The organism is Pseudomonas sp. Bc-h, from assembly GCF_002080045.1.
Taxonomy (GTDB): domain Bacteria; phylum Pseudomonadota; class Gammaproteobacteria; order Pseudomonadales; family Pseudomonadaceae; genus Aquipseudomonas.
In genome coordinates this window covers 311,100-332,914 of sequence record NZ_MUIN01000004.1, presented here as the reverse complement: position 1 = coordinate 332,914, position 21,815 = coordinate 311,100, and the positions used below count along the sequence as shown (strand labels likewise).

Sequence of the window (21,815 nt, the reverse complement as noted above, 5' to 3'; positions counted from 1 at the left end):
TTGTGACTATTGCGGTGGGTCATTCAGTAGTACAGTTGCTGATCCACCGCATTTGTCATCAAACCGGCTCCCTCGCGTTTGGCGCAAGCAATCCGGGCTCAGGCCGCCGCCTTCTTCAAATCCCGCTTGTGCGTACGCCCCACCTTGCCCTCGATGTTGCCTTGCAACTTCCTTCTCATTCCCATCAGAAAAGCCGCTTCGGCCACGACGAACAGCGGGCCGATGATCAGACCTGTGACGTCGTCGACAAACGCCGGTTTGCGCCCTTCGTAATAATGGCCCACGAACTGAATCACCCAGCCGACCACGAAAAGCCCGACCCCGGAGCCAAGCCAGACCAGCGTGCTCTGTTGCGCCAGATGGGCGCCGATCCACAGGAACAGCGTGAGCACGATGCCCATGGCAACGCCGAACGGCCGGTCCAGCCGCAGGTAAAACAAGGTCGCAGCCACGGTGGCCAGCAAGGCCGGTGACAGCCACAGCTCGCCCAGTGACCAACTGCTCCAGCCTGGACGCGACAGCAGCACGGACACGGCGAGAACGATCAGCGGAACGCCGACGAAATGAGTGGCGATGTTGCGGGTATCGCGGTGATAGGCCGCGTATTGGCTGAGATGTTCGACGAGGTTTTTCATTGTTATTCCTCTGTTGATGCGTGGATCATGCCGCTGTTTTGGTTTTTGGCCGGGCCCACCAGAGGGCTCAGCCTGCAATAAAACGCCAACAAGAAAAAGGAGATTCACATGACGAATGGAACGCGATGGCGCTCATGGTTAAGCCACGACCACTGGTTCAACGATCTGCCCGCTTCACTGCAGGATAGTCTGCTGCTGGGGATGCGGCAGCGGCGGGTCACTCCCGGAAGGTTTGTCTTCGAGCGTGACGAGCCGGCGTGCGGTCTGTATGCGCTGCTTGCCGGATCTATTCGCTTCAATCAGGTCAGCCAGCAACAGCACTGGCTGCCGCAAACTGCAACCGCGAGGCCTTACTGGTTCGGCGAAGTGTCGCTGTTCGATGACCGTCCCCGCCGGCACGACATTTATGCGCAAGATCAAGTGATCTTGTTGCAGATGCCTCAGGCGGCGTTTGAGCAACTGCTCCAACAGTACCCGCAGCACTGGCGTTCGTTCCGTAAATTACTGGCCGAGAAGCTGGGTGTTGCGGTTCCGCCCGTGGACGAAGTGACCTTGCTGCCCACTGACGAGCGCGTGGCGTTTCGCCTGCTGTTGCTCACTGAAGGCTATGGCGAGATCGACCGCTCGACGCGCATCGTGTCGATCCATGATCTGCCGTCGAAGCGGGGTTTGGGGCTGACGCCGGAAGTGGTAGATCGAGTGCTCGGGCAATTCGCCGAGCGCGGGATCATTCGTCGGGATCACGATTTCATTTCAGTGCTGAATGTCGACCGCTTGCGCAGAGCTGCCCGGCATCGTCTGACCGAGCTGACCTTGTAGCCGTGCTGCTACAGGCGAAAGCAGACATCATCGAGGCATGGCGTCGCGGTACTGACTCGGTGTCATGCCGGTCCAGCGCTTGAACGCGCGGCTGAAGCTGCTGGTGTCGGCGAAACCCAACAGATAGGCGATTTCGCTGAGCGAAGTGCCGGGTTCGCGCATGTGCTGCAACGCCAGATTCTGTCGGCACTGGTTGAGCAGCAGGTCGTAGCTGCAACCTTCGTCGGCCAGATGCCGCTGCAGGCTGCGCAGGCTCAGGTGCAGATGGTGCGCGATACGTTCTGCCGAGGGTTCGCCTTCGGGCAGCTGTATCTCGATGGCGCCGCGCACCTTGCGCTCCCAGGTCAGCGGGCTGAGTTTTTCCAGCGCGCGGTTGAGGACGGTTTCGTTGTGTTCGGCCAGCTCCGGATTGGCATCGTCCAGATGGCTGTCGAAATCGTCGCAGGCGAACAGCAGCAGGTTCTCGGGTGCGTTGAAAAGCAACGGTGCGCGGAACACGTCATGCCAGGGTTTCGGGTCTGCCGGCTGTGGGCGCACCAAGTGCACGGCCAATGGCGCGTAATGCCGCCCCAATCGGTTGCGGCACGTGCGCACGTAGATTGCCGCGAAGGCATCCATGGCTTCATTGGCCGGCATCGGACCGCCTTCCGGCACGCGAAAGCGAAACTCATAGCGTTCGCCCACCCGAGTGAAACTCAAATCCAGCGCATCGCTGACCACAGGGTGATAGCGCACGATACGTTCGAACACCTCACGCAGCGACCCACTGGCCACCAGCGCATACCCCAACGCATGGAAGGTGGTCGGGCTGACGAAGCGCGAGACGCGCAAACCCAACGCCGGATCGCCACTGGCTTCCACCGCCAGCTGCCACAGACGCGTGGTGACCGTGACCGGATAACGCGCATTGGGGTCATCCATCAACTGTGGATCGAGGCCCGCAGCCTGACTCAGCGCGAGACTGTCGAGGCCAAGGGCGTCGAGTTGCTTGCGCAGGGCGCGGGTCCAGCTGGCGAGAATGCTCGGCTCAGGCATACAGATTGGCGCTTCCGGTCAACAGGTTGGCGTTCGCGGCAGGGCAGCTGCCGTGGGCACACGGCACAGTGAAGCCGTGATTTCCCTGAAACATATTTCAATAATAAAACCGGAGAATGGAAGCATGCACGACACTTCTGCAAGCGCTGCCGGACTGAATGCACAGCAGCGATCAGCGCATATTCGCGCGGTGGTGATGGCCCATGGTGCGGTTCTGCGCGAGCGTTATCCGATCCTCGCTCATCAGGATGCAATCGGCGTCGCGATTCTGGCTTTTGCGCTGACTGGCATGATCGGCAGCGCGGCCCTCTATCTCGTGGGTTTCATGAGCTGGTGGGTGTGTCTTTTGCTGAATGCCTTCTTCGCCTCGCTGACCCATGAGCTTGAGCACGATCTGATCCACAGCATGTATTTCCGCAAGCAAAGGGCGCCGCATAACGTGATGCTAGCGCTGGTGTGGATGGCTCGCCCGAGCACGATCAACCCGTGGATCCGTCGACATCTGCATCTCAACCATCACAAGGTTTCCGGCACCGAAGCGGACATGGAAGAGCGTGCCATCACCAATGGCGAGCCATGGGGTATCGCCCGTTTGCTGATGGTGGGCGATAACGTCATGTCGTCGCTGATCCGCATGCTGCGGGCGAAAACCTGGGCGCATAAATTCAGCATTCTCAAGCGCACGCTGCGTGTATATGCGCCGCTGGCGCTACTCAACTGGGGCGCGTGGTATGTGTTTCTCGGTTTTCACGCAGCCAACGGCATCGCCAGCCTGATGGGGGCTCCCATCGACTGGTCGGCGAACACGCTGGCGGTCATGCACATCATCGACATCGCGGTGGTGGTGATTGTCGGGCCGAACGTGCTGCGGACCTTCTGTCTGCATTTCGTAAGCTCGAACATGCATTACTACGGTGACGTCGAGTCCGGAAATGTCATGCAGCAGACGCAGGTGCTGAACCCATGGTGGCTGTGGCCCATGCAGGCGTTCTGCTTCAACTTCGGCAGCACTCACGGTATTCACCATTTCGTGGTGAAGGAGCCTTTCTACATCCGCCAGATGACTGCACCGGTCGCGCACAAAGTCATGGCGCAAATGGGGGTGCGGTTCAATGATTTCGGCACGTTTGCGCGGGCTAACCGGTTTGACGGAGTGGAGAAAACTATTGAGGCCGAGCTAGGTTCGCAGGCCTGACGTGGTCCCCCACAGAGATCGCATTGAGCATGGGTTGATGGGCAGTCCGAACCTGCTCAGGCCTGTTCAGCAAATTTCCTTTCGCGATAAAAAATTCTGTAACAACTTCCTCGTATTCTCTGTTCATCCCCGGCGAGCTGGGGGCAGACAGCGTGATTATCAGGGCCACTCCTTAAGGCAGGGGGTGGCCCTCTTTTTTGGCCACGCTTTGGCCCGTAACTGCGACATATATTTTTAAGCTATTAATAAATATCTTCTTATTCTTTTTCGAATATATGTCGCGTCCCTATACTCGCCGCCATGAACGCAGAAAATGCAGGAGGCGAAGGCCATGCATAACGAATCGATCCGTTACCTGATCGTGCCAGGCTGGCAAGGATCTGCCGACGACCATTGGCAAACTCACTGGCAGAACAGCCTGCCCAACAGCGTGCGCGTGGAACAGGCCGACTGGCTCAAACCGCGTCGCGAAAACTGGGTAGGCGAATTGCAGCGCGCTATCGCTGCCGACAGTTCTCCGGTGATCCTCATCGCCCACAGCCTGGGTTGCGTGACCGTTGCGCATTGGGCGCAACTTGCCCCGCTGGAAACTCTGCGTCAGGTGCGCGGCGCCCTGCTGGTAGCGCCTGCCGATGTCGAGCGTCCGAACTGCCCGCCTGCGATTCGTAACTTTGCGCCGATTCCCGATCACCTGTTGCCGTTCCCGAGCCAGGTGGTCAGCTCTGACAACGACTCCGCCGTGAGCGCTTTGCGAGCGATGGAAATGGCCCGCAACTGGGGCGCCGAAATCGGCATTCTCAGTGGCGCCGGTCACATTAACGTCAAATCCGGTCACCAGCGCTGGGAGCAGGGTTTTGCCTACCTGTACCGCCTGCAAGGCCGTATCGAACAACTTGCCCGACGTCGCGCATGACTCTGTGTCGCGCGACGCCTGTCGCGTTTGAACACACATCGATGACGATCATTTTGGCCGCAGCGAACGCACAGGCGCTGCGGTCTTTTTTTTAACGCTCCGGCCCGGAAGGCTTGGGCGGGAGACTGCCATGAGCCATTCCAATCTTCAGGATCACCCCGCACCTCAGCCGCTGCTGACCTTCCCTGACGCTGAAAAAAGCCCGCTGAGCATACGTGCCAAGGCGCTGGTCTTCTTCGACCCCCGTTCGCGACGTCTGCGCGAGGAAATGGAGCAACTGGCGCCGCTCGATCTACCGGTGCTGATTCGCGGCGAGTCCGGCTCCGGCAAGGAATTGCTGGCCCGCCACATTCATCGCGGCAGTGATCGCTCGGGGCTGTTCGTCTCGGTGAACTGCGGCGCGATCAGTCCGACCTATGCCGATGCCGAGTTGTTCGGTTATGCGGCGGGCACACACAGCGGTTCGGCCAGCAGTCGTGCGGGCTGGTTCGGTTCGGCGACGGGGGGCACCCTGTATCTGGACGAGATCGCAGACCTGCCGTTGCCGATCCAGATCAAGCTGCTGTCGGCGCTGGAAAACCATGAAGTCACCCGTGTCGGTGCTCAACAGCCGAGCCCTGTGGACGTGCGCCTTGTGGCCGCGACCAGCATCGATCTGAGCCGGGCAGTCGCGGCAGGCAAGTTTCACGAGCGACTTTACCGGTATCTGAGCGAAGGGCGGCTGGATCTTCCGGCGCTGCGTGAGCAGCCCGGCAACATCCTGCCGCTGGCCGAGTACTTTCTGGGGATTTACAGCCAGCGTCTGGATTTTCCAATGCCATTGATCAGCGAGGCGGCGCAGAAGCTGCTCGAAGCGCATTACTGGCCCGGGAATACGCGGGAGCTTGAGAATGTCATTCATTTTGCTCTGCTGGTCAGCAGTGGTGAGGAGATTCTCCCGGAGCATCTGAGTTTGCCAACTCGCTAGTCTTCGGTGGGAAGGTTACGACGGAGTGTCAGACAGTCCTTCTCGCCACCGTCGTAACCTCCGGAAGCTCCCCCACAGATTGTGTTTCGCAGTAAAAGCTGCGGAATAGAGCGCTTTGACACCCTTGGTCTGATGGCTTTGTGCCTTCTGAGATCAAAAATGCATAAGCGTACGATTAAAAAGTATTGTCTTGGCATAAAAAATCTCGGTAATGTCCGCTTCAGCCGCCACCCTGCCAAGGGTCGAACCCGCGGCACTATCGAGACAGAGTTGCCCAAAAGGCGACCGGATTTTTCCTAAGGACATCGCATGAAAAAGACCTTGTTGTTTACCGCACTGGCGGCAGCCCTCTCCTTTGTTGGCGCTGCCCAGGCCGGCGAGAAACTCGTAGTTGGCGCAACTCCGGTTCCGCACGCCGAGATTCTCGAGCTGATCAAGCCTGAGCTGGCCAAAGAAGGCGTGGATCTGGAAATCAAGGTCTTCACCGACTACGTACAGCCTAACGTTCAGCTGAACGAAAAACGCCTGGACGCCAACTACTTCCAGACCAAGCCATACCTGGACGGCTTCAATAAAGGCAAGGGCGCAACCCTGGTGACCGGCGTTGGCGTACACGTCGAACCGTTCGGTGGTTACTCGAAGAAGTACAAGTCGCTGGCTGAATTGCCGGAAGGCGCAACCATCGCCATTCCTAACGAAGGCAGCAATGCCGGTCGTGCTCTGCTGCTGCTGCAGAAAGCCGGTCTGATCACTCTGAAGAACCCGACCGACGCGCTGGCGACGCCGAAAGACATCGCCACCAACCCGAAGAAATTCAAGTTCCGTGAGCTGGAATCCGCTGTTCTGCCGCGCGTTCTGGATCAGGTCGACCTGGACATGATCAACACCAACTACGCGCTGGAAGCCAAGCTGAGCCCGAAAAAGGACGCGCTGATTCTGGAAGGTGCCGACTCGCCGTACGTGAACTACCTGGTCACCCGTACCGACAACGCCCATACCGACGCGATCGAGAAGCTGTCCAAGGCGCTGACCAGCCAGCAGGTCAAAGACTTCATCAACAAGAAGTACGACGGCGCGGTACTGCCGGCGTTCTGATGAAGGCGCAATTCGCCTGATATGAAACGTGGGAGGGGACTTGCCCACGAGTGTGGGGTGTCAGACCCAGATGTGCTGAATGACACACCGGATTCGCGAGCAAGCTCCCTGCCACGGGTTTCATTGCTCTCAGGACGAAGGTCAGAGGTTAATGAAGCACGTTTTTCACGCCGACGGCTCGTACATGCGTCGGCGTTTTTGCGTGCGTGACCAGAGCGCGGCGCAGGGCGATGAGCAATTTCACGTTATCTTCGTGCGCTTTGTCGTGCGATAGGTCGTTGTCGTTTCCGCGTACCGGCATGATCGGTCCTCTTTGTTCTTATCCCTGACATCGGTTCGATCGCAGCAATACCTGGCTGCGAGATGCGAGATAGACACTCATCTTGCGCTTTGAGTTCGCGTCAGATGATTAGACTTTGGTATCCGTCCGGTTACTGATAATGGCACTGCGCCTGCGCTAGTTCATTCCGACCTATCCATATGCCCTAACGATATTTAAATTTCTGTTCTTATACCTATAAAGTTCCCGACACCTAAGCCCTATGCCTTTTGGAGTCGGAGTTCTCATGCCAGCAGCCTCCCAAGCTTCCACGTCTGCGCAAGCGCCGGATCAGCAGTTCGATGTGCGTCCATTCGCCGAAAAGGTGGGCGCGGAAATCGTCGGCCTGGATCTGTCCCGTCCGCTGAATGACGCAGACTTCGCTCGCGTACACCGCGCGCATCTGGATTACCACGTCGTTGTGTTCCGTGATCAACAGATCACCCCGCAACAACAAATCGATTTCAGTCGCCGTTTCGGCGTGCTGCAGATTCACGTACTCAAGCAGTTTTTGCTCGCCAATCATCCGGAAATCCTGATCGTCTCCAACATCGTCGAGAACGGTCAGCCGGTGGGGCTGGGGGATGCCGGTAAATACTGGCACTCGGATCTGTCCTACAAAGAACTGCCAAGCCTGGGCTCGATGCTCTATGCCCAGGAACTGCCGAGCGAAGGCGGCGACACGCTGTTCGCCGACATGCACCAAGCCTGGGAAACCCTGCCTGAGCATCTGCGCAAGGCGGTTGAAGGCCGCAATGCGGTTCACAGCTACACCTCTCGTTATCGCGATGGCCACAACGCCCAAAACTGGCGTCCAACCCTCAGCGCCGAGCAGTTGGCGCAGGTTGCGGTGGTCAGCCATCCGATCGTGCGCACGCACCCGGAAAACGGCCGCAAGGCGTTGTTCGTCAGCGAAGGCTTCACTACTCACATCGTCGGTCTGCCGGAAGACGAAAGCCGCGCGATCCTCGACGAGCTCTACGCCCACAGCGTGCGCCCGGAGAATGTCCTGCGTCACAAGTGGCAGGAAAACGACCTGGTGTTCTGGGACAACCGTTCGCTGATCCACCTGGCTGGAGGGACGCCCGACCACCTGCGTCGTCGCCTGCATCGCACCACTATTCAGGGCGATGCGCCATTCTGATTCACGCCGTCTAGATTCCGGCAATCCTGACCCAGGAGCCCGTTCCATGAACGCTGTTCTGCAAAGCCACACGGCTAGCGATCGCTTGACCGAGCAACAGGCCAACCAGCCTACCGCTGAAGCGCTGTTGCAAGTCCAGGGCGTAAGCCTTGAATACCGCACGCCGGAACGCGTGGTGCGGGCCACTCATCAAGTCAGTTTCGAAGTTGATCCCGCCGACCGTTTCGTCCTGCTCGGCCCGTCGGGTTGCGGCAAGTCGACGTTGCTCAAGGCAGTCGCCGGCTTTATCCAGCCCAGTGAAGGGCAGATTCGTCTGGCCGGGCAGCAGGTTCGGGAGCCGGGGCCGGATCGCATCGTGGTGTTTCAGGAATTCGACCAGCTTCCGCCCTGGAAGACGGTCATCGAGAACGTCATGTTCCCGCTGTTGGCCTCGCGCACGCTGAAACGTCGCGAAGCAGAAGAGCGCGCACGGCATTACCTCGAAAAGGTCGGGCTGAGCGCGTTCGCCAATGCCTACCCTCACACCTTGTCCGGCGGCATGAAGGCCCGCGTGGCTATCGCTCGCGCGCTGGCGATGCAGCCGAAAATCCTGCTGATGGACGAACCCTTCGCGGCCCTCGATGCATTGACCCGTCGCAAGATGCAGGAAGAGCTGCTGGAGCTGTGGGAGGAGGTGCGTTTCACACTGTTGTTCGTCACGCATTCCATCGAAGAAGCGCTGGTGGTGGGCAACCGGATTCTGCTGCTGTCTCCGCATCCAGGGCGTGTACGTGCCGAGATCAACAGCCACCAATACGACCTGAAGAGCCTCGGCGGTGTGGATTTCCAGCGCTCGGCGCAACGTATCCACAGCCTGCTGTTCGACGAGGGCGAAGTGCCTGCGGTCGAGCAGGATCTGCGGTTCCAGGATATTCGTATCGCCTACTGACACTCAATTCCCTGTAGCAGTCCAGCCTGCTGGCGGAGGCGATTTCCAGGACGCCGCCGGCAAGCCGGACTGCTACAGACGGATTGCATCGAAGAGAACAACACCATGAGTCTTTCACCCCCCATTCGTGAGGAATACGAAGTCGCGCTGGAGCCTTTCACGCAGGAAGACCTGGCCCGCGACATTCCTCTCGCCCAACGCATCTGGCAACTGAGCTGGGTCCGCAAGAGCGTGATTCTGATTGCCCTGGCGGTGATCTGGGAAATCGCGGCGCGCATTCAGGGCAATGACCTGTTGCTGCCCAGCTTTCTGCAAACCGCTCAGGCTTTTATCGATGGCGTCGTCACCGGCGAACTGTTGGCCAAGGTGTGGATTTCCCTGACAGTGCTGGTCAAGGGCTACCTGATCGGCATCGTTCTGGCGTTCGGTTTGACCACGCTTGCGGTATCAACGCAGCTGGGCCGTGACCTGCTCGGCACCCTGACCGCGATGTTCAACCCGCTGCCCGCCATCGCGCTGCTGCCCTTGTCGTTATTGTGGTTCGGTCTGGGCGAAAACAGCCTGATCTTCGTGCTGGTGCACTCGGTGTTGTGGGCCTTGGCCCTGAACACTTACGCCGGGTTTCTCGGCGTCTCGGAAACCCAGCGCATGGCCGGTCGCAACTATGGCCTCAAAGGCTTGCGCTTCGTCTGGTACATCCTGATACCGGCGGCGCTGCCGTCGATTCTGGCTGGCCTGAAAATCGGCTGGGCGTTCGCTTGGCGCACATTGATCGCCGCCGAGCTGGTGTTCGGCGCGTCTTCAGGCAAGGGCGGACTGGGCTGGTACATCTTCCAGAACCGCAACGAGCTGTACACCGACAAGGTGTTCGCGGGCCTGGCGGCGGTGATCATCATCGGCCTGCTGGTGGAAAACCTGCTGTTCAGCAACGTCGAGCGCCTGACCGTCAAACGTTGGGGCATGCAGCGCTGAGACGGGCTCTGTAGCCGCGCGGCGCCACCGCCGGCAAGCCGGACTGCTACACGACATTCCAGATAGACGCCGAGTGGACCGGGTTGCCGGACATGAAGCCAGCCAACACTTTTCGCTTTTTTTGTGAGGATTTTATGGGGACTTCAATCAAACATCCGGTGCTCACCGCACTCGCGGCCACGGTCGGTCTGGTCGGCGCGCTGTTGAGCAGCGGCGCTCAGGCCGAAGGCAAGATCAGCATCGCCCAGCAGTTCGGCATCGGCTATCTGATTCTCGATGTGGTGCAGCAGCAGAAACTGATCGAGAAGCATGGCAAGGAGCAGGGCATCGACATCAAGGTCGACTGGAACAGCATTTCCGGTGCCACGGCGATGAACGAAGCGCTGCTGGCCGGTGCGCTGGACGTGGTATCCGCTGGCGTGCCGCCGATGCTGACCATCTGGGACCGCACCAAGGGCAAGCAGAACGTCAAGGCTATTGCCTCGCTGGGCTCCATGCCCAACTACCTGCTCAGCAACAAGCCTGAGGTGAAAACCCTCAACGACTTCACCGACAAGGACCGCATCGCCGTTCCTGCCGCAGGCGTGGGCTTCCAGTCGCGTACCTTGCAGATTGAAACCGCCAAGCTGTTCGGTAACGACAACTACAAAAAATTCGACAATATTTCCGTCAGCCTGCCGCACCCGGACGCCACGTCGGCTTTGATCGCGGGCGGTTCGGAAATCAGCGCGCATTTCTCCAGCCCGCCGTTCCAGTATCAAGAGCTGGAAAATCCGAACGTGCATAAAGTGCTGAGTTCGTATGACGTGCTCGGTGGTCAGGCGACATTCAACGTGCTGTACACCACGCAGAAATTCCACGACGAAAACCCTAAGACCTACAAAGCGTTCTATGACGCGCTGGCCGAGGCCGAGAAGATCATCAAGGCCGACAAGCCTGCGGCGGCGAAGACTTACATCGACGTAGAAAAGTCGAAGTTGCCGCTGCCGTTGGTGGAGAAGATCGTTTCCGATCCTGAAATCGACTTCACCGTCGTGCCACAACGCACCTACATCTATGCCGAAAAACTGCATGAAATCGGCGTGCTGAAAAACAAGGCCGACAGCTGGAAGGATTTCTTCTTCGAAGAGGCCCATGCTGGGGCGGGTAGCTGATTTGCGAAGCTGAGATGAGTGAAACCCCGTAGGAGGGCGCTTGCCCGCGAATGCAAAGTGTCAGTCACAAATGGCTGAATGGCACACCGCTTTCGCGAGCAAGCTCCCTCTCACCTGTTCTGCGCCGCAGTTGGATATCGATGCAGACGCAAGCTCCTGAAATCCTGCCTGCTCGACACGCTCCTCAATCCGGCCAATGCCAAGCCGGTTCATCAAGCATTCCCTGCCCGACAATCCCGGTTTGCCCGAGATTCTTCTCCAGCACGATGCAATTGCATTCCGGATCCTGCTCCAGCGCAGCGATCAGGCGGCTGGCATGGGACACGACCCAGACCTGGCAACGGTTGGATGCGCGAATGATCAGTCTCGCCAGCGCAGGCAAAAGATCGGGGTGCAGGCTGGTTTCCGGTTCGTTGAGAACCATCATGGTCGGCGGACGAGGGGTCAGCAGCGCTGCGATCAACAGCATATAACGCAATGTGCCGTCCGACAGTTCGGCAGCCGAGAGCGGCCGCAACAGCCCCTGTTGATGAAACTCCAGCGCGAACAACCCGCCGCCTTGCGCGTTGATGGCGACCCGGGCGCCGGGGAAGGCATCACTGATGGCGGCATCCAGCGCCTCCGGATCGCCGATTTCCCGTATCGTCTGTAACGCTGCTGCAAGATCACGGCCGTCGTGATGCAGCACCGGCGTACGCGTACCCAATTGTGCTTTACGCGCCGGAGCGTCGGCATCGCTGCGAAAGTGATCATAAAATCGCCAGCCGCGAATGCTCTCACGCAACTGCAGCACCTCTGGGGATGAACGCAGATTGCCGACCTGATCGAACAGGCTGTCAAAGGTCGGGGTGTGTTGCGCCAGCACATCCCAACTGCGGCCTTCGCGCACTCGAATCATCGGGCCTGCGCGGTCCACCAGAAGACTGGCAGGGCGATACAGCGGCCCGGCCCAGATGCACTCGCGTTTCACCTCGGGATCCAGCGCAAATGCTGTTTCAGCTTGAGGGGGAGGAGGCAATCCCAGAGAAATCGCATAGCTGAAATCCTCCGCAGCAAAACCCAGGCGCAGGCGCACCACGTCCTTGCGTGGACCGCCCTGAATGACCACTTCGCCATTGCGCATGCGCCGGCTGATGCTCTCAGGCCCCGCCCAGAAGGTGGATTTCAGCCCGCCTTCGCGAGCCAGTGCGCTGATCACGCCGCCCTGAGCCGTTTCAGCGAGCAAGCGTAGCGCCCGGTACAGGTTGGATTTGCCGCTGCCGTTGGGGCCGGTGATCAGGTTCAGGCGCGCCAGCGGCACTACCAGCGTATTGATCGAGCGGTAATTGGCGACGGCCAGGGTGGTGAGCATCAGGCCTTCCTTGCTGTGTGCGTTCGCGGATGACAAATCATGTTCGGCGGAGTTTAGCGGTGTGAGGAACCCTCATCTACGCTCACAGTCGCATGATCACATCACGACGGCGCTCGACCGCGTGGTGCAGGCAACGGCATTGGTACAAGGAGCTTGCATGCCCGCTCAACCCTCGGTTTTACAGAAAAGCCTGGCCGTTCTCGGGCTTGGGCTGTGCCTGACGCTGCTGGCAGGTTGCGGCAAGGAAAAACCCACCGATCCCGTTCGTCCACGTGTGCAGGTTCAGGAGGTCAAGACTGCTGACTTCGCTGCCGCCGTGACGCTCACGGGCGACATTCAGGCCAGGGTGCAGACGCAACTGTCGTTTCGGGTCGGCGGCAAGATCATTCAGCGCATGGTCGATGTCGGTGATCGCATTACGGCCAAACAAGTCCTGGCCAGGCTCGACCCCAAAGACCTGCAGACCAACGTCGATTCGGCCATTGCCGCCGAAGCCGCCGAACAGGCGCGCGTGAAGCAGACCGCCGCCGCGTTCGTACGTCAGCAAAAACTCCTGCCCAAGGGTTACACCAGCAAAAGTGAATACGACTCCGCACAAGCACAACTGCGCAGCAGCCAGAGCGCGTTGAAGGCTGCTCAGGCGCAATTGGCAAACGCCCGCGAGCAACTGGGTTACACCTCGTTGATCGCCGACGCGCCGGGAATCATTACCGCGCGCCAAGCTGAAGTGGGCCAGGTGGTGCAGGCGACCATGCCGATTTTCAGCCTGGCCCGTGCGGGCGAGCGAGATGCGGTGTTCAACGTCTATGAGTCCTTGTTCGTCCAGCCACCGACCGATCAGCCGGTCGAGGTGACATTGCTGGACAACCCGACCATCAAGGCGTCAGGCAAGGTCCGCGAGGTAACGCCGGCGGTGTCCGCGCAAACCGGCACGCTGCAGGTAAAAATCGCACTGAACTCACTGCCCGACGGCATGGATCTGGGCTCGGTGGTCAGCGCCGCACTGACGGTGCCTGCCAGACAAAGCGTTGAATTGCCCTGGTCGGCGCTGACCAAGGGGCTGGGCGATGACCTTGGCAAACCTGCTGTCTGGGTGGTCGATGACCAGAAAAAAGCCAACCTGCGCGGTGTCACCGTCGGGCGCTATCTGACCGGCAAAGTGATCATCATCGATGGCCTGAAAAACGGCGAAAAAGTGGTGGTTGCCGGTAACCAGTTGCTGCACCCGGACATGCAGGTGGAATTGGTCAACGCCTACAAAAACCTGACAGGAGAAGCGCAATGAAGCGTCTGTCAGCGATTGTGGTCATGGGCCTGCTACTTGCCGCCTGTAGCAAGCAAGAGCCGCCGCCCGAGCCGGTGCGGCCTGTCCTGTACATGGAGGTCAAACCCCAGGCCACGGAAAGCCTGGGGCGCTTCGCAGGCAATATCGAGGCACGCTACGAAAGTACGCTGGGTTTCCGGGTGGGTGGGCGCATCGCGCAACGTAGCGTGGACGTTGGCAGTGAAGTCGAGAAGGGCCAGTTGCTGGCGACCCTCGACCCTACCGATCTGCAAAATCAGTTGCGTTCGACCCAGGGCGATCTGGCCCGCGTCGAGGCGCAGTACATCAATGCTCAGGCCAACGCCCGACGTCAGCAGGAGCTGTTTGATCGCGGCGTCGGTGCACAGGCAGCACTGGACGTTGCCGTGACCGATCTAAAAACCACCAAGTCGTCCTACGATCAGGCCAAGGCCTCGGTGCAGCAGTCTCAGGATCAGTTGAGCTACAGCGAGTTGCGCACCGATCACGCGGCAGTCGTTACCGAATGGAAAGCCGAGGCCGGGCAAGTGGTCAGTGCCGGCGAGCAAGTGGTGACTCTGGCGCGTCCCGACATCAAGGAAGCGGTGATCGACCTGCCAGCGCCGCTCGCCGAGCAACTGCCCCAGGATGTGGTGTTCAAGGTCGCCAGCCAACTGGAGCCGGACATCAACACCACCGCGACGTTACGTGAGCTGGAGCCCCAGGCCGAAAGCTCCACCCGCACCCGTCGCGCACGCCTGACGCTGGCCGATACCCCAGCAGCATTCCGTTTGGGTACGGCGATCAGTGTCACGCTCAGTTCGGCCATCGAGCCACGCATCGAACTGCCTGCCAACGTGCTACAGGAGGTCGACGGCAAGACCCAGATATGGATCGTCGACATGCAGAATCAGACCGTGTCGCCGCATCCGGTGAAGGTCGTGAGCCGCGACAACGATCGCATCGTTATCGCAGGCGGCGTCAAGGGCGGCGAGCGTGTCGTCACCGCCGGTGTGAACAGCCTCAAGCCGGGGCAGAAAGTCAAAGTCGATAAGGACAGCCCACGATGAAAGGGAATTTCAACCTCTCCGATTGGGCCCTCAAGCATCAGTCCTTCGTCTGGTACCTGATGTTCGTCGGCTTGCTGATGGGCGTGTTCTCGTACATGAATCTGGGGCGCGAAGAAGACCCCTCGTTCACCATCAAAACCATGGTCATCCAGACCCGCTGGCCGGGCGCGACCGTCGATGAAACCCTGAAGCAGGTCACTGACCGCATCGAGAAAAAACTCGAGGAGCTGGACTCTCTCGACTACGTGAAAAGCTACACCCGGCCAGGCGAATCAACGGTTTACGTGTACCTGCGCGACACTACCAGCGCCGAAGCGATTCCGGACATCTGGTATCAGGTGCGCAAGAAGATCGATGACATACGCGGCACCTTTCCTCAGGGCATTCAAGGGCCGTCGTTCAACGACGAGTTCGGCGACGTGTTTGGTTCGATCTACGCCTTCACCGCCGATGGCCTGACGCTGCGCCAACTGCGTGACTACGTCGAGCAGGTGCGGGTGCAGATTCGTGACGTGCCGGGTCTCGGCAAAATCCAGATGATCGGCCAGCAAGATGAAGTGATTTACCTCAACTTCTCTACTCGCAAACTGGCGGCGCTGGGGCTGGATCAGAGGCAGGTCGTGCAAAGCCTGCAATCGCAGAACGCCGTGACACCCGCGGGGGTGATCGAGGCTGGACCGGAGCGGATTTCGGTGCGCACGTCCGGGCAGTTCCAGTCGGAAAAGGACCTTGAGACGGTCAATCTTCGGCTCAATGATCGTTTCTATCGCTTGAGCGACATCGCCGAAATCAGCCGCGGCTATGTCGACCCGGCCAAGCCGGAGTTCCGCTACAACGGCAAGTCGGCCATCGGCCTGGCAATCGCCATGAAGAAGGGCGGCAACGTTCAGGAATTCGGCAAGGACCTGCACGCGCGCATGGATCAGGCCACGGCGGACCTGCCCATCGGCGTCGGCGTGCACAACGTGTCCGATCAGGCGCAGGTGGTCGAGAAGGCTGTCGGCGGGTTCACCAGCGCGCTGTTCGAAGCGGTGATCATCGTCCTGGTGGTGAGCTTCATCAGTCTGGGCGTGCGCGCAGGGCTGGTGGTGGCGTGTTCGATTCCGCTGGTGCTGGCGATGGTCTTCGTCTTCATGGAATACAGCGGCATCACCATGCAGCGGATTTCGCTGGGTGCCCTGATCATCGCCCTCGGCCTGTTGGTGGACGACGCCATGATCACGGTAGAGATGATGGTGACGCGCCTGGAGCTCGGCGACACCAAGGAGCAAGCTGCAACCTTTGCCTATACCTCGACCGCTTTCCCCATGCTCACTGGTACGCTGGTCACCGTGGCCGGTTTCGTGCCCATCGGCCTCAATGCCAGCTCGGCGGGGGAGTACACCTTTACCCTGTTCGCGGTCATTGCGGTGGCGATGCTTGTGTCGTGGGTCGTCGCGGTTCTGTTTGCCCCGGTGATCGGGGTCCACATCCTCAGCGACAAGGTCAAGAAGCACGAAGAAAAACCGCCGGGATTCATCGCCCGGTCGTTCAACGGCTCGATGTTCTGGGCCATGCGCAATCGCTGGCTGGCGATCTTCATCACCATCGCGCTGTTCGCCACGGCGCTGTTCTGCATGCGCTTCGTGCAGAACCAGTTCTTCCCGTCCTCGGACCGCCCGGAAATCCTGCTCGACCTCAACCTGCCGCAAAACGCCTCGATCAATGAGACGCGCAAGGCAGTCGACAAGCTCGAAGAAATCATCAAGGACGACCCGGACATCGTGCGCTGGAGCACCTACATCGGGCAGGGTGCGGTGCGTTTCTATCTGCCACTGGACCAGCAGTTGGAGAACCCGTACTACGCGCAGTTCGTGATCGTCAGCAAGGGTCTGGAAGAGCGTGGCGCGTTGATGGATCGCCTGAAAAAACGCCTGCGTGAAGACTTCGTTGGCATCGGCACCTACGTTCAGCCGCTGGAAATGGGGCCTCCGGTCGGGCGGCCGATTCAGTACCGGGTCAGCGGCGATGACATCGACAAGGTGCGTCAGCACGCCATCGAGCTGGCGACCCTGCTCGACAAGAATCAGCACATCGGCGAGATGATTTACGACTGGAACGAGCCCGGCAAAGTGCTGCGCATCGACATCAATCAGGACAAGGCGCGGCAGCTCGGGTTGTCGTCCGAAGACGTGGCGCAGTTGATGAACAGCATCGTCGTGGGGGCCAACGTGACCCAGGTGCGCGATGACATCTACCTGATCAACGTGGTCGGGCGCGCGGTGGATTCCGAGCGGGGCTCACCGGAAACCCTGCAGAACCTCCAAATCGTCACCCAGAACGGTGCGTCGATTCCGCTGCTGGCCTTTGCCAACGTGCGCTACGAGCTGGAGCAGCCATTGGTCTGGCGTCGTGATCGCAAGCCGACGATCACGCTCAAGGCGGCGGTTCGCGACGAGATCCAGCCGACCGATCTGGTCAAAGACCTGAAGCCTGAAATCGACAAGTTCGCAGCCGATTTGCCAGTGGGTTACAAAATCGCCACGGGCGGTACGGTCGAGGAGAGCGGCAAGGCTCAGGGACCGATCGCCAAAGTCGTGCCGCTGATGCTGTTCCTCATGGCGACCTTCCTGATGATCCAGTTGCACAGCGTGCAGAAGATGTTTCTGGTGGCGAGCGTCGCGCCGCTGGGGCTGATTGGCGTGGTGCTGGCGCTGGTGCCGACCGGGACGCCCATGGGCTTTGTGGCGATTCTCGGGATTCTCGCGCTGATCGGCATCATCATCCGCAACTCGGTGATTCTGGTGACCCAGATCGAGGAATACGAGCGCGCGGGATATCTACCGTGGGACGCCGTCGCCGAAGCCACACAGCATCGTCGTCGACCGATTCTGCTGACTGCTGCGGCCGCGAGCATGGGCATGATCCCGATCGCCCGCGAAGTGTTCTGGGGGCCGATGGCCTACGCGATGATCGGCGGGATCATCATCGCCACGCTGTTGACCCTGCTGTTCCTGCCGGCGCTGTATGTGGCCTGGTACAAGATCAAGGAACCGACCAGGGAACAGCGCGAGAAGGCCGACGCCGAGCGGCAGAAACACAAGGAAGAACACGGCGAAGAGGGCGCGCATCCTGCGGCGGAGTGACCGTTGTCTGGCAAACACGTTTCTGTAACAGTACGGCTTGCCGGCGGCAGCGATCTCAATGACGCCGCCGCCGGCAAGCCGGACTGCTACAGGAAATCAAGACCGGACCTGCTGCGGTTCTGCGGAAGATATGCAGAAAGACGGTTCCCACGCCCATCGGGCAGGGTCAGGTATGCCTGGCCTGATCAAACCCTGCGCCACACACTCGCCAACCAGGGCTGCTGCTCCCTCGGCAGCCCGGCAGGCCTGTAGTAATGCTCGACCTCGACGAAGCCCGCATCGGTCAGCAATGCGCTCCACGACTCAAGGTCATGAAACGAGCCGTAGCGCTCGCCTTTCCAGCCTTCCTGATTGTTGCCCCGCGGATTGGAGCTGAACAGCACGCCACCGGGCTTCAATGCTCCCCGCAATTCGCTCAGGACACGTGGCAACTCCTGGCGTGGCACATGAAACAGCGAGGCATTGGCGAAGATCCCGTCGAAGCGCTCGGCAGGCAGATCCAGCTCAAGAAAGTTCTGATGGAACACGTCGCAGCCGCTGTCGGCACGTGCCATTTCGGCGAAACGTTCGGAGCCGTCCAGCCCTGTCGCGATATGGCCCATGGCAGTGAAAGTTTGCAAATCCCGCCCCGGTCCACAGCCAAAGTCCAGAATCTGAAACGGCGCGGCGCCCTGAATATTGCGCAACAGCGCGTCGATGTTCTGGCTGACATCGTGATCCCGCGTACCTTCGCGGAAGCCCTCGGCGACATCGTTGTAATTGCCCAGTGTGGTGGCGGTGATCTGAGCGAGGTCCTGCGGGTCGAGTTTCATTGCTGCGGATTCTGAGCGGGAGAAGCCGCCAATATACCCCCGCTTGGGTGATGAGCAACGCTCAGCGTTTGTCGAGCACCAGATCGACCACCTCGTCGATGGTCTCGATCCGCTCCCAATCAGCAGGTCTTGGATTGAGCTTGAACCGCCACTTCACCTGCATCATGAAGCAGGTGAAATCATCATCGATGATGTCGAAATCTTTGATGAAGTTGGTCTGTGCCGATACCGCTTCGCGTGGAATGAAGCCAATGATCGAGACGAAGAGGTCGATGATCTTTTCAGTCAGTTCGTCTCGATTTACCAAAGCGTCCATTGCCAGCCTCGTATGTCCACAGTCCGTTTGAACGCCAAGGCTATATCAATAATCCTGGCGGACCAACTGAGTGAGGGGCGCATCGCTAAGCCTTCTCACCGCTTGTTCAATCTCACTGCCAAGCGATCCCCGCCCAGTTGAATCAACGCCACCAGCACCACCAGCAGCACGATCACCGTCAGCATTACCTGCGTGTCGAAACGTTGATAGCCGTAGCGGTAGGCAATGTCTCCAAGGCCGCCTGCGCCAATTGCGCCGGCCATGGCCGAGGAGTTGATCATGGTGACCAGGGTGATGGTGAACCCACCGACGATGCCAGGGAGGGCTTCGGGCAGCAGGACGTGCCAGACGATGTGCCAGCGGCGGCAGCCCATGGCTTGCGCGGCTTCGATCAGGCCGTGGTCGACTTCCCGCAGGCTGACTTCGGCGATGCGCGCGAAGAATGGCGTGGCGGCGATTGTCAGGGGGACCACGGCTGCCCAGACGCCGTAGGTGGTGCCGACGATCAGGCGGGTGAAGGGGATCAGCGCGACCATCAGGATCAGGAACGGCACCGAGCGGAAGATATTGACGAAGGCCCCCAGCACGCGATTGACGTTCGGCGCTTGGAAGATCCCGCCTTTGCCGCTGGTGACCAGTATCACCGCCAGCGGGATGCCCAGAATCAGCGCGATCAACGACGACACGCCGACCATCAGAAAGGTGTCGATGACGCCTTGCCACAAACGATCAAGCCACATAACCCAATACCTTTGCGTGTTGCGCCTGTTTGCGGGCGCGGATGAGCAATTCTTCGATGGACAGCGGCGAATGGCTGATGGCGAGCAGCAGGTGGCCCAGAGCGTGGCCCTGAATGCGTTCCACGCCGCCGTGAAGCAGGCTGACGCGACCACCGAATGCGCTGAACAACGCCGATAAGTCAGGCTCCTGGCCGTTGCTGCCGGTGAACTGCAGATCGAGCACGACGCTGGCGGTTTTGTCCGACGGTTGCGGCTGCAGTCGAGCCTGCAGATCTTCAGGCAGCGCGTGTTGCAACGGCGCCAGCAGCGTCTTGCTCACTTCATGCTGCGGGTTGCCGAACACCTGCCACACCGGGCCTTGCTCGACGACCTCGCCTTGCTCCAGAACCACCACGCGATCACAGATTTCGCGGATCACGGCCATCTCATGGGTGATGAGGATGATGGTCAGGCCCAGGCGCTGATTGATCTCGCGCAGCAAGCCGAGAATCGACTGAGTGGTTTCCGGATCGAGCGCTGAAGTGGCTTCGTCGCACAACAGAATCGCCGGGTCGTGCACCAATGCCCGCGCAATGCCTACGCGTTGTTTCTGCCCGCCGGAGAGTTGCGCCGGGTAGGCTTTGTGCTTGTCGCGCAGGCCCACCAGTTCCAGCAACTCGGCAACCTTGCGCTGACGCTGCTCCTTGGGCACGCCAGCCACCTTCAAGGGCAGCTCGACGTTCTGCCACACGGTCTTGGCCGACATCAGGTTGAAGTGCTGGAAGATCATGCCGATCCGTCGGCGTAACTCCACCAGCTTGTCTTCGTTGAAGGCGGCGATGTCGACCTGATCGATCAGCACGCGGCCGCTGCTGGGCTGCTCCAGACGGTTGATGGTGCGGATCAGCGACGACTTGCCCGCGCCGCTGCGGCCGATGATGCCGAATACCTCACCGCGCTGGATATCCAGATCGATGAATTTGAGCGCCGCGACCGGGCCCTGCTGGCCCTCGTAGACTTTGCCGAGTTGGCTGAAGCGCACATGCGCCAGGGCCTTCTCGGGGTGCAGGTGCGTCTGTGCGGCGGAATGCGGAGTTGGCTCTTCCAGAGGCAGGGAGCGTTGCGCGGTCGCATTCATGTCAGTTCTTCCAGCCGACCTGGTAGAGCGAGCCATTCACTTTATCCAGCGAGGCGCGCACCACAGGCGAGTGTTGGTAGATGTCGATGAACTTGGCCAGGCGCGGGTCTTGCTTGTGGTCTGGCTTGATCACGAACTGAATGACGTACTCCGGATGGTCGAGGCCGTCGAACAGAATCGCCGAGCCCGCATCGAAGGTTTTCGCCAGCCGAATGTACGCGGGGTAGCCCTGAACCAGGTCGGCGTCGTCATAGGCGCGTACCAGTTGTACTGCTTCGACCTGAATCAGCTTGAGCTTCTTCGGGTTGCTGGTGATGTCGTCTTCGGTCGCCTTGTAACCGACGCCGGGCTTGAGGGTGATCAGCCCCGCCTTGGCCAGCAATTGCAGGCCGCGCCCACTGTTGATCGGGTCGTTGGCGATGGCCACGCTGGCGCCGGTCGGCAGTTCATCGAAGCTTTTGTATTTCTTCGAGTACAGGCCGACGTTGTTGATGATGCCCGGTGCGTAGGGCACCAGATCAAAGCCCGACGCGGCCTTGGCGTTTTCCAGGAACGGGATGTGCTGGAAGTAATTCACGTCGATGTCGCCAGCGTTGAGGCTGACGTTAGGGGCGATCCAGTCGGTGAATTCCACCAGTTCGACCTTGAGGCCTTGCTTGTCGGCTTCGGCCACGGCGGCCTCCAGCGGAATGGCGAAGGCAGCGGTAGTGCCGACCTTAAGCGGTTGCTCAGCGGCTTGTGCAAGACCTGTAAAGAGGCCGAAAGAGAGGGCAAGGGTCAGCAGTTGTTTTGTCATGGTAGGTGTCCGGATCGGTGTCGGGTTTAG

The 21,815-nt window shown here is 59.9% G+C and carries 20 protein-coding genes and 1 pseudogene; 12 read left to right on the top strand and 9 right to left on the bottom strand.

Features of this window, described 5'->3' with window-relative positions:
* Positions 1-98: 98 nt before the first annotated feature.
* A complete protein-coding gene (locus BWR59_RS08490) occupies positions 99-635 on the bottom strand; it encodes an Mpo1-like protein (RefSeq protein WP_081565188.1) in 537 nt (178 codons plus the stop codon).
* Between the two features lie 108 nt (positions 636-743).
* Between BWR59_RS08490 and BWR59_RS08485 the strand changes: the two genes are divergently transcribed.
* Entirely contained in the window at positions 744-1,454 is a 711-nt protein-coding gene (locus tag BWR59_RS08485; RefSeq protein ID WP_081565187.1) for a Crp/Fnr family transcriptional regulator, read from the top strand.
* Between the two features lie 27 nt (positions 1,455-1,481).
* Here the strand turns inward: BWR59_RS08485 and BWR59_RS08480 are convergent, their stop codons facing one another.
* Positions 1,482-2,489, bottom strand: coding sequence for an AraC family transcriptional regulator (locus tag BWR59_RS08480; RefSeq protein WP_081565186.1), 1,008 nt, complete (start codon positions 2,487-2,489; stop codon positions 1,482-1,484).
* 124 nt (positions 2,490-2,613) lie between these two features.
* Here BWR59_RS08480 and BWR59_RS08475 point away from each other — a divergent pair, with 124 nt between their 5' ends.
* From BWR59_RS08475 to BWR59_RS08460, 4 genes and pseudogenes are all read left to right on the top strand, one after another.
* A complete protein-coding gene (locus tag BWR59_RS08475; RefSeq protein WP_081565185.1) occupies positions 2,614-3,684 on the top strand; it encodes a fatty acid desaturase in 1,071 nt (356 codons plus the stop codon).
* A gap of 331 nt (positions 3,685-4,015) precedes the next feature.
* Positions 4,016-4,597: an alpha/beta hydrolase gene (locus tag BWR59_RS08470; protein ID WP_081565258.1), complete on the top strand. Its 582-nt coding sequence runs from the start codon at positions 4,016-4,018 to the stop codon at positions 4,595-4,597.
* Positions 4,598-4,727: 130 nt separating this feature from the next.
* A pseudogene (locus BWR59_RS08465) lies at positions 4,728-5,555 on the top strand (sigma 54-interacting transcriptional regulator); the annotation flags it as partial.
* A gap of 318 nt (positions 5,556-5,873) precedes the next feature.
* Entirely contained in the window at positions 5,874-6,659 is a 786-nt protein-coding gene (locus BWR59_RS08460) for a MetQ/NlpA family ABC transporter substrate-binding protein (RefSeq protein WP_081565183.1), read from the top strand.
* Positions 6,660-6,807: 148 nt separating this feature from the next.
* Here the strand turns inward: BWR59_RS08460 and BWR59_RS32360 are convergent, their stop codons facing one another.
* Entirely contained in the window at positions 6,808-6,960 is a 153-nt protein-coding gene (locus BWR59_RS32360; RefSeq protein WP_168184462.1) for a hypothetical protein, read from the bottom strand.
* A 265-nt stretch (positions 6,961-7,225) separates the two neighbouring features.
* On the opposite strand from BWR59_RS32360, the gene BWR59_RS08455 reads away from it, so the two are divergent.
* The 4 genes from BWR59_RS08455 (at position 7,226) to BWR59_RS08440 (ending at position 11,176) form a co-directional block, all read left to right on the top strand.
* The gene (locus tag BWR59_RS08455; RefSeq protein WP_081565182.1) at positions 7,226-8,122 is read left to right on the top strand and encodes a TauD/TfdA family dioxygenase; all 897 of its coding nucleotides are present in this window, start codon (positions 7,226-7,228) and stop codon (positions 8,120-8,122) included.
* A 46-nt stretch (positions 8,123-8,168) separates the two neighbouring features.
* Entirely contained in the window at positions 8,169-9,050 is an 882-nt protein-coding gene (locus BWR59_RS08450; protein ID WP_081565181.1) for an ABC transporter ATP-binding protein, read from the top strand.
* A 105-nt stretch (positions 9,051-9,155) separates the two neighbouring features.
* Positions 9,156-10,022, top strand: coding sequence for an ABC transporter permease (locus BWR59_RS08445; RefSeq protein WP_081565180.1), 867 nt, complete (start codon positions 9,156-9,158; stop codon positions 10,020-10,022).
* A gap of 134 nt (positions 10,023-10,156) precedes the next feature.
* Positions 10,157-11,176 (top strand): ABC transporter substrate-binding protein, encoded by a 1,020-nt coding sequence (locus BWR59_RS08440; RefSeq protein ID WP_081565179.1) that lies wholly within the window; start codon positions 10,157-10,159, stop codon positions 11,174-11,176.
* 184 nt (positions 11,177-11,360) lie between these two features.
* On the opposite strand, the gene BWR59_RS08435 is transcribed toward BWR59_RS08440, so the two are convergent.
* Positions 11,361-12,527: an AAA family ATPase gene (locus tag BWR59_RS08435; RefSeq protein ID WP_081565178.1), complete on the bottom strand. Its 1,167-nt coding sequence runs from the start codon at positions 12,525-12,527 to the stop codon at positions 11,361-11,363.
* 157 nt (positions 12,528-12,684) lie between these two features.
* On the opposite strand from BWR59_RS08435, the gene BWR59_RS08430 reads away from it, so the two are divergent.
* Genes BWR59_RS08430 through BWR59_RS08420 form a run of 3 tightly spaced genes read left to right on the top strand, consistent with a single transcriptional unit; the run spans position 12,685 to position 18,004 of the window.
* Complete coding sequence (locus tag BWR59_RS08430; protein ID WP_081565177.1) at positions 12,685-13,812, top strand: efflux RND transporter periplasmic adaptor subunit; 1,128 nt, start codon at positions 12,685-12,687, stop codon at positions 13,810-13,812.
* Positions 13,809-14,879 carry an efflux RND transporter periplasmic adaptor subunit gene (locus BWR59_RS08425; protein WP_081565176.1) on the top strand — a complete coding sequence of 357 codons (1,071 nt, stop codon included), beginning with the start codon at positions 13,809-13,811 and terminating at the stop codon, positions 14,877-14,879. Before BWR59_RS08430 ends, BWR59_RS08425 begins: the two co-directional genes overlap by 4 nt.
* Positions 14,876-18,004 carry an efflux RND transporter permease subunit gene (locus BWR59_RS08420; protein ID WP_081565175.1) on the top strand — a complete coding sequence of 1,043 codons (3,129 nt, stop codon included), beginning with the start codon at positions 14,876-14,878 and terminating at the stop codon, positions 18,002-18,004. The genes BWR59_RS08425 and BWR59_RS08420 overlap by 4 nt, the downstream gene beginning before the upstream one ends.
* A gap of 185 nt (positions 18,005-18,189) precedes the next feature.
* Here the strand turns inward: BWR59_RS08420 and BWR59_RS08415 are convergent, their stop codons facing one another.
* From BWR59_RS08415 to BWR59_RS08395, 5 genes are all read right to left on the bottom strand, one after another.
* Complete coding sequence (locus BWR59_RS08415) at positions 18,190-18,816, bottom strand: class I SAM-dependent methyltransferase (RefSeq protein WP_081565174.1); 627 nt, start codon at positions 18,814-18,816, stop codon at positions 18,190-18,192.
* 61 nt (positions 18,817-18,877) lie between these two features.
* A complete protein-coding gene (locus BWR59_RS08410) occupies positions 18,878-19,132 on the bottom strand; it encodes an acyl carrier protein (RefSeq protein ID WP_081565173.1) in 255 nt (84 codons plus the stop codon).
* A gap of 95 nt (positions 19,133-19,227) precedes the next feature.
* A complete protein-coding gene (locus BWR59_RS08405; protein WP_081565172.1) occupies positions 19,228-19,872 on the bottom strand; it encodes a methionine ABC transporter permease in 645 nt (214 codons plus the stop codon).
* Positions 19,862-20,989 (bottom strand): ATP-binding cassette domain-containing protein, encoded by a 1,128-nt coding sequence (locus BWR59_RS08400; protein WP_081565171.1) that lies wholly within the window; start codon positions 20,987-20,989, stop codon positions 19,862-19,864. The genes BWR59_RS08405 and BWR59_RS08400 overlap by 11 nt, the downstream gene beginning before the upstream one ends.
* 1 nt (position 20,990) lies before the next feature.
* Positions 20,991-21,785 (bottom strand): MetQ/NlpA family ABC transporter substrate-binding protein, encoded by a 795-nt coding sequence (locus BWR59_RS08395; RefSeq protein WP_081565170.1) that lies wholly within the window; start codon positions 21,783-21,785, stop codon positions 20,991-20,993.
* Positions 21,786-21,815 lie beyond the last annotated feature (30 nt).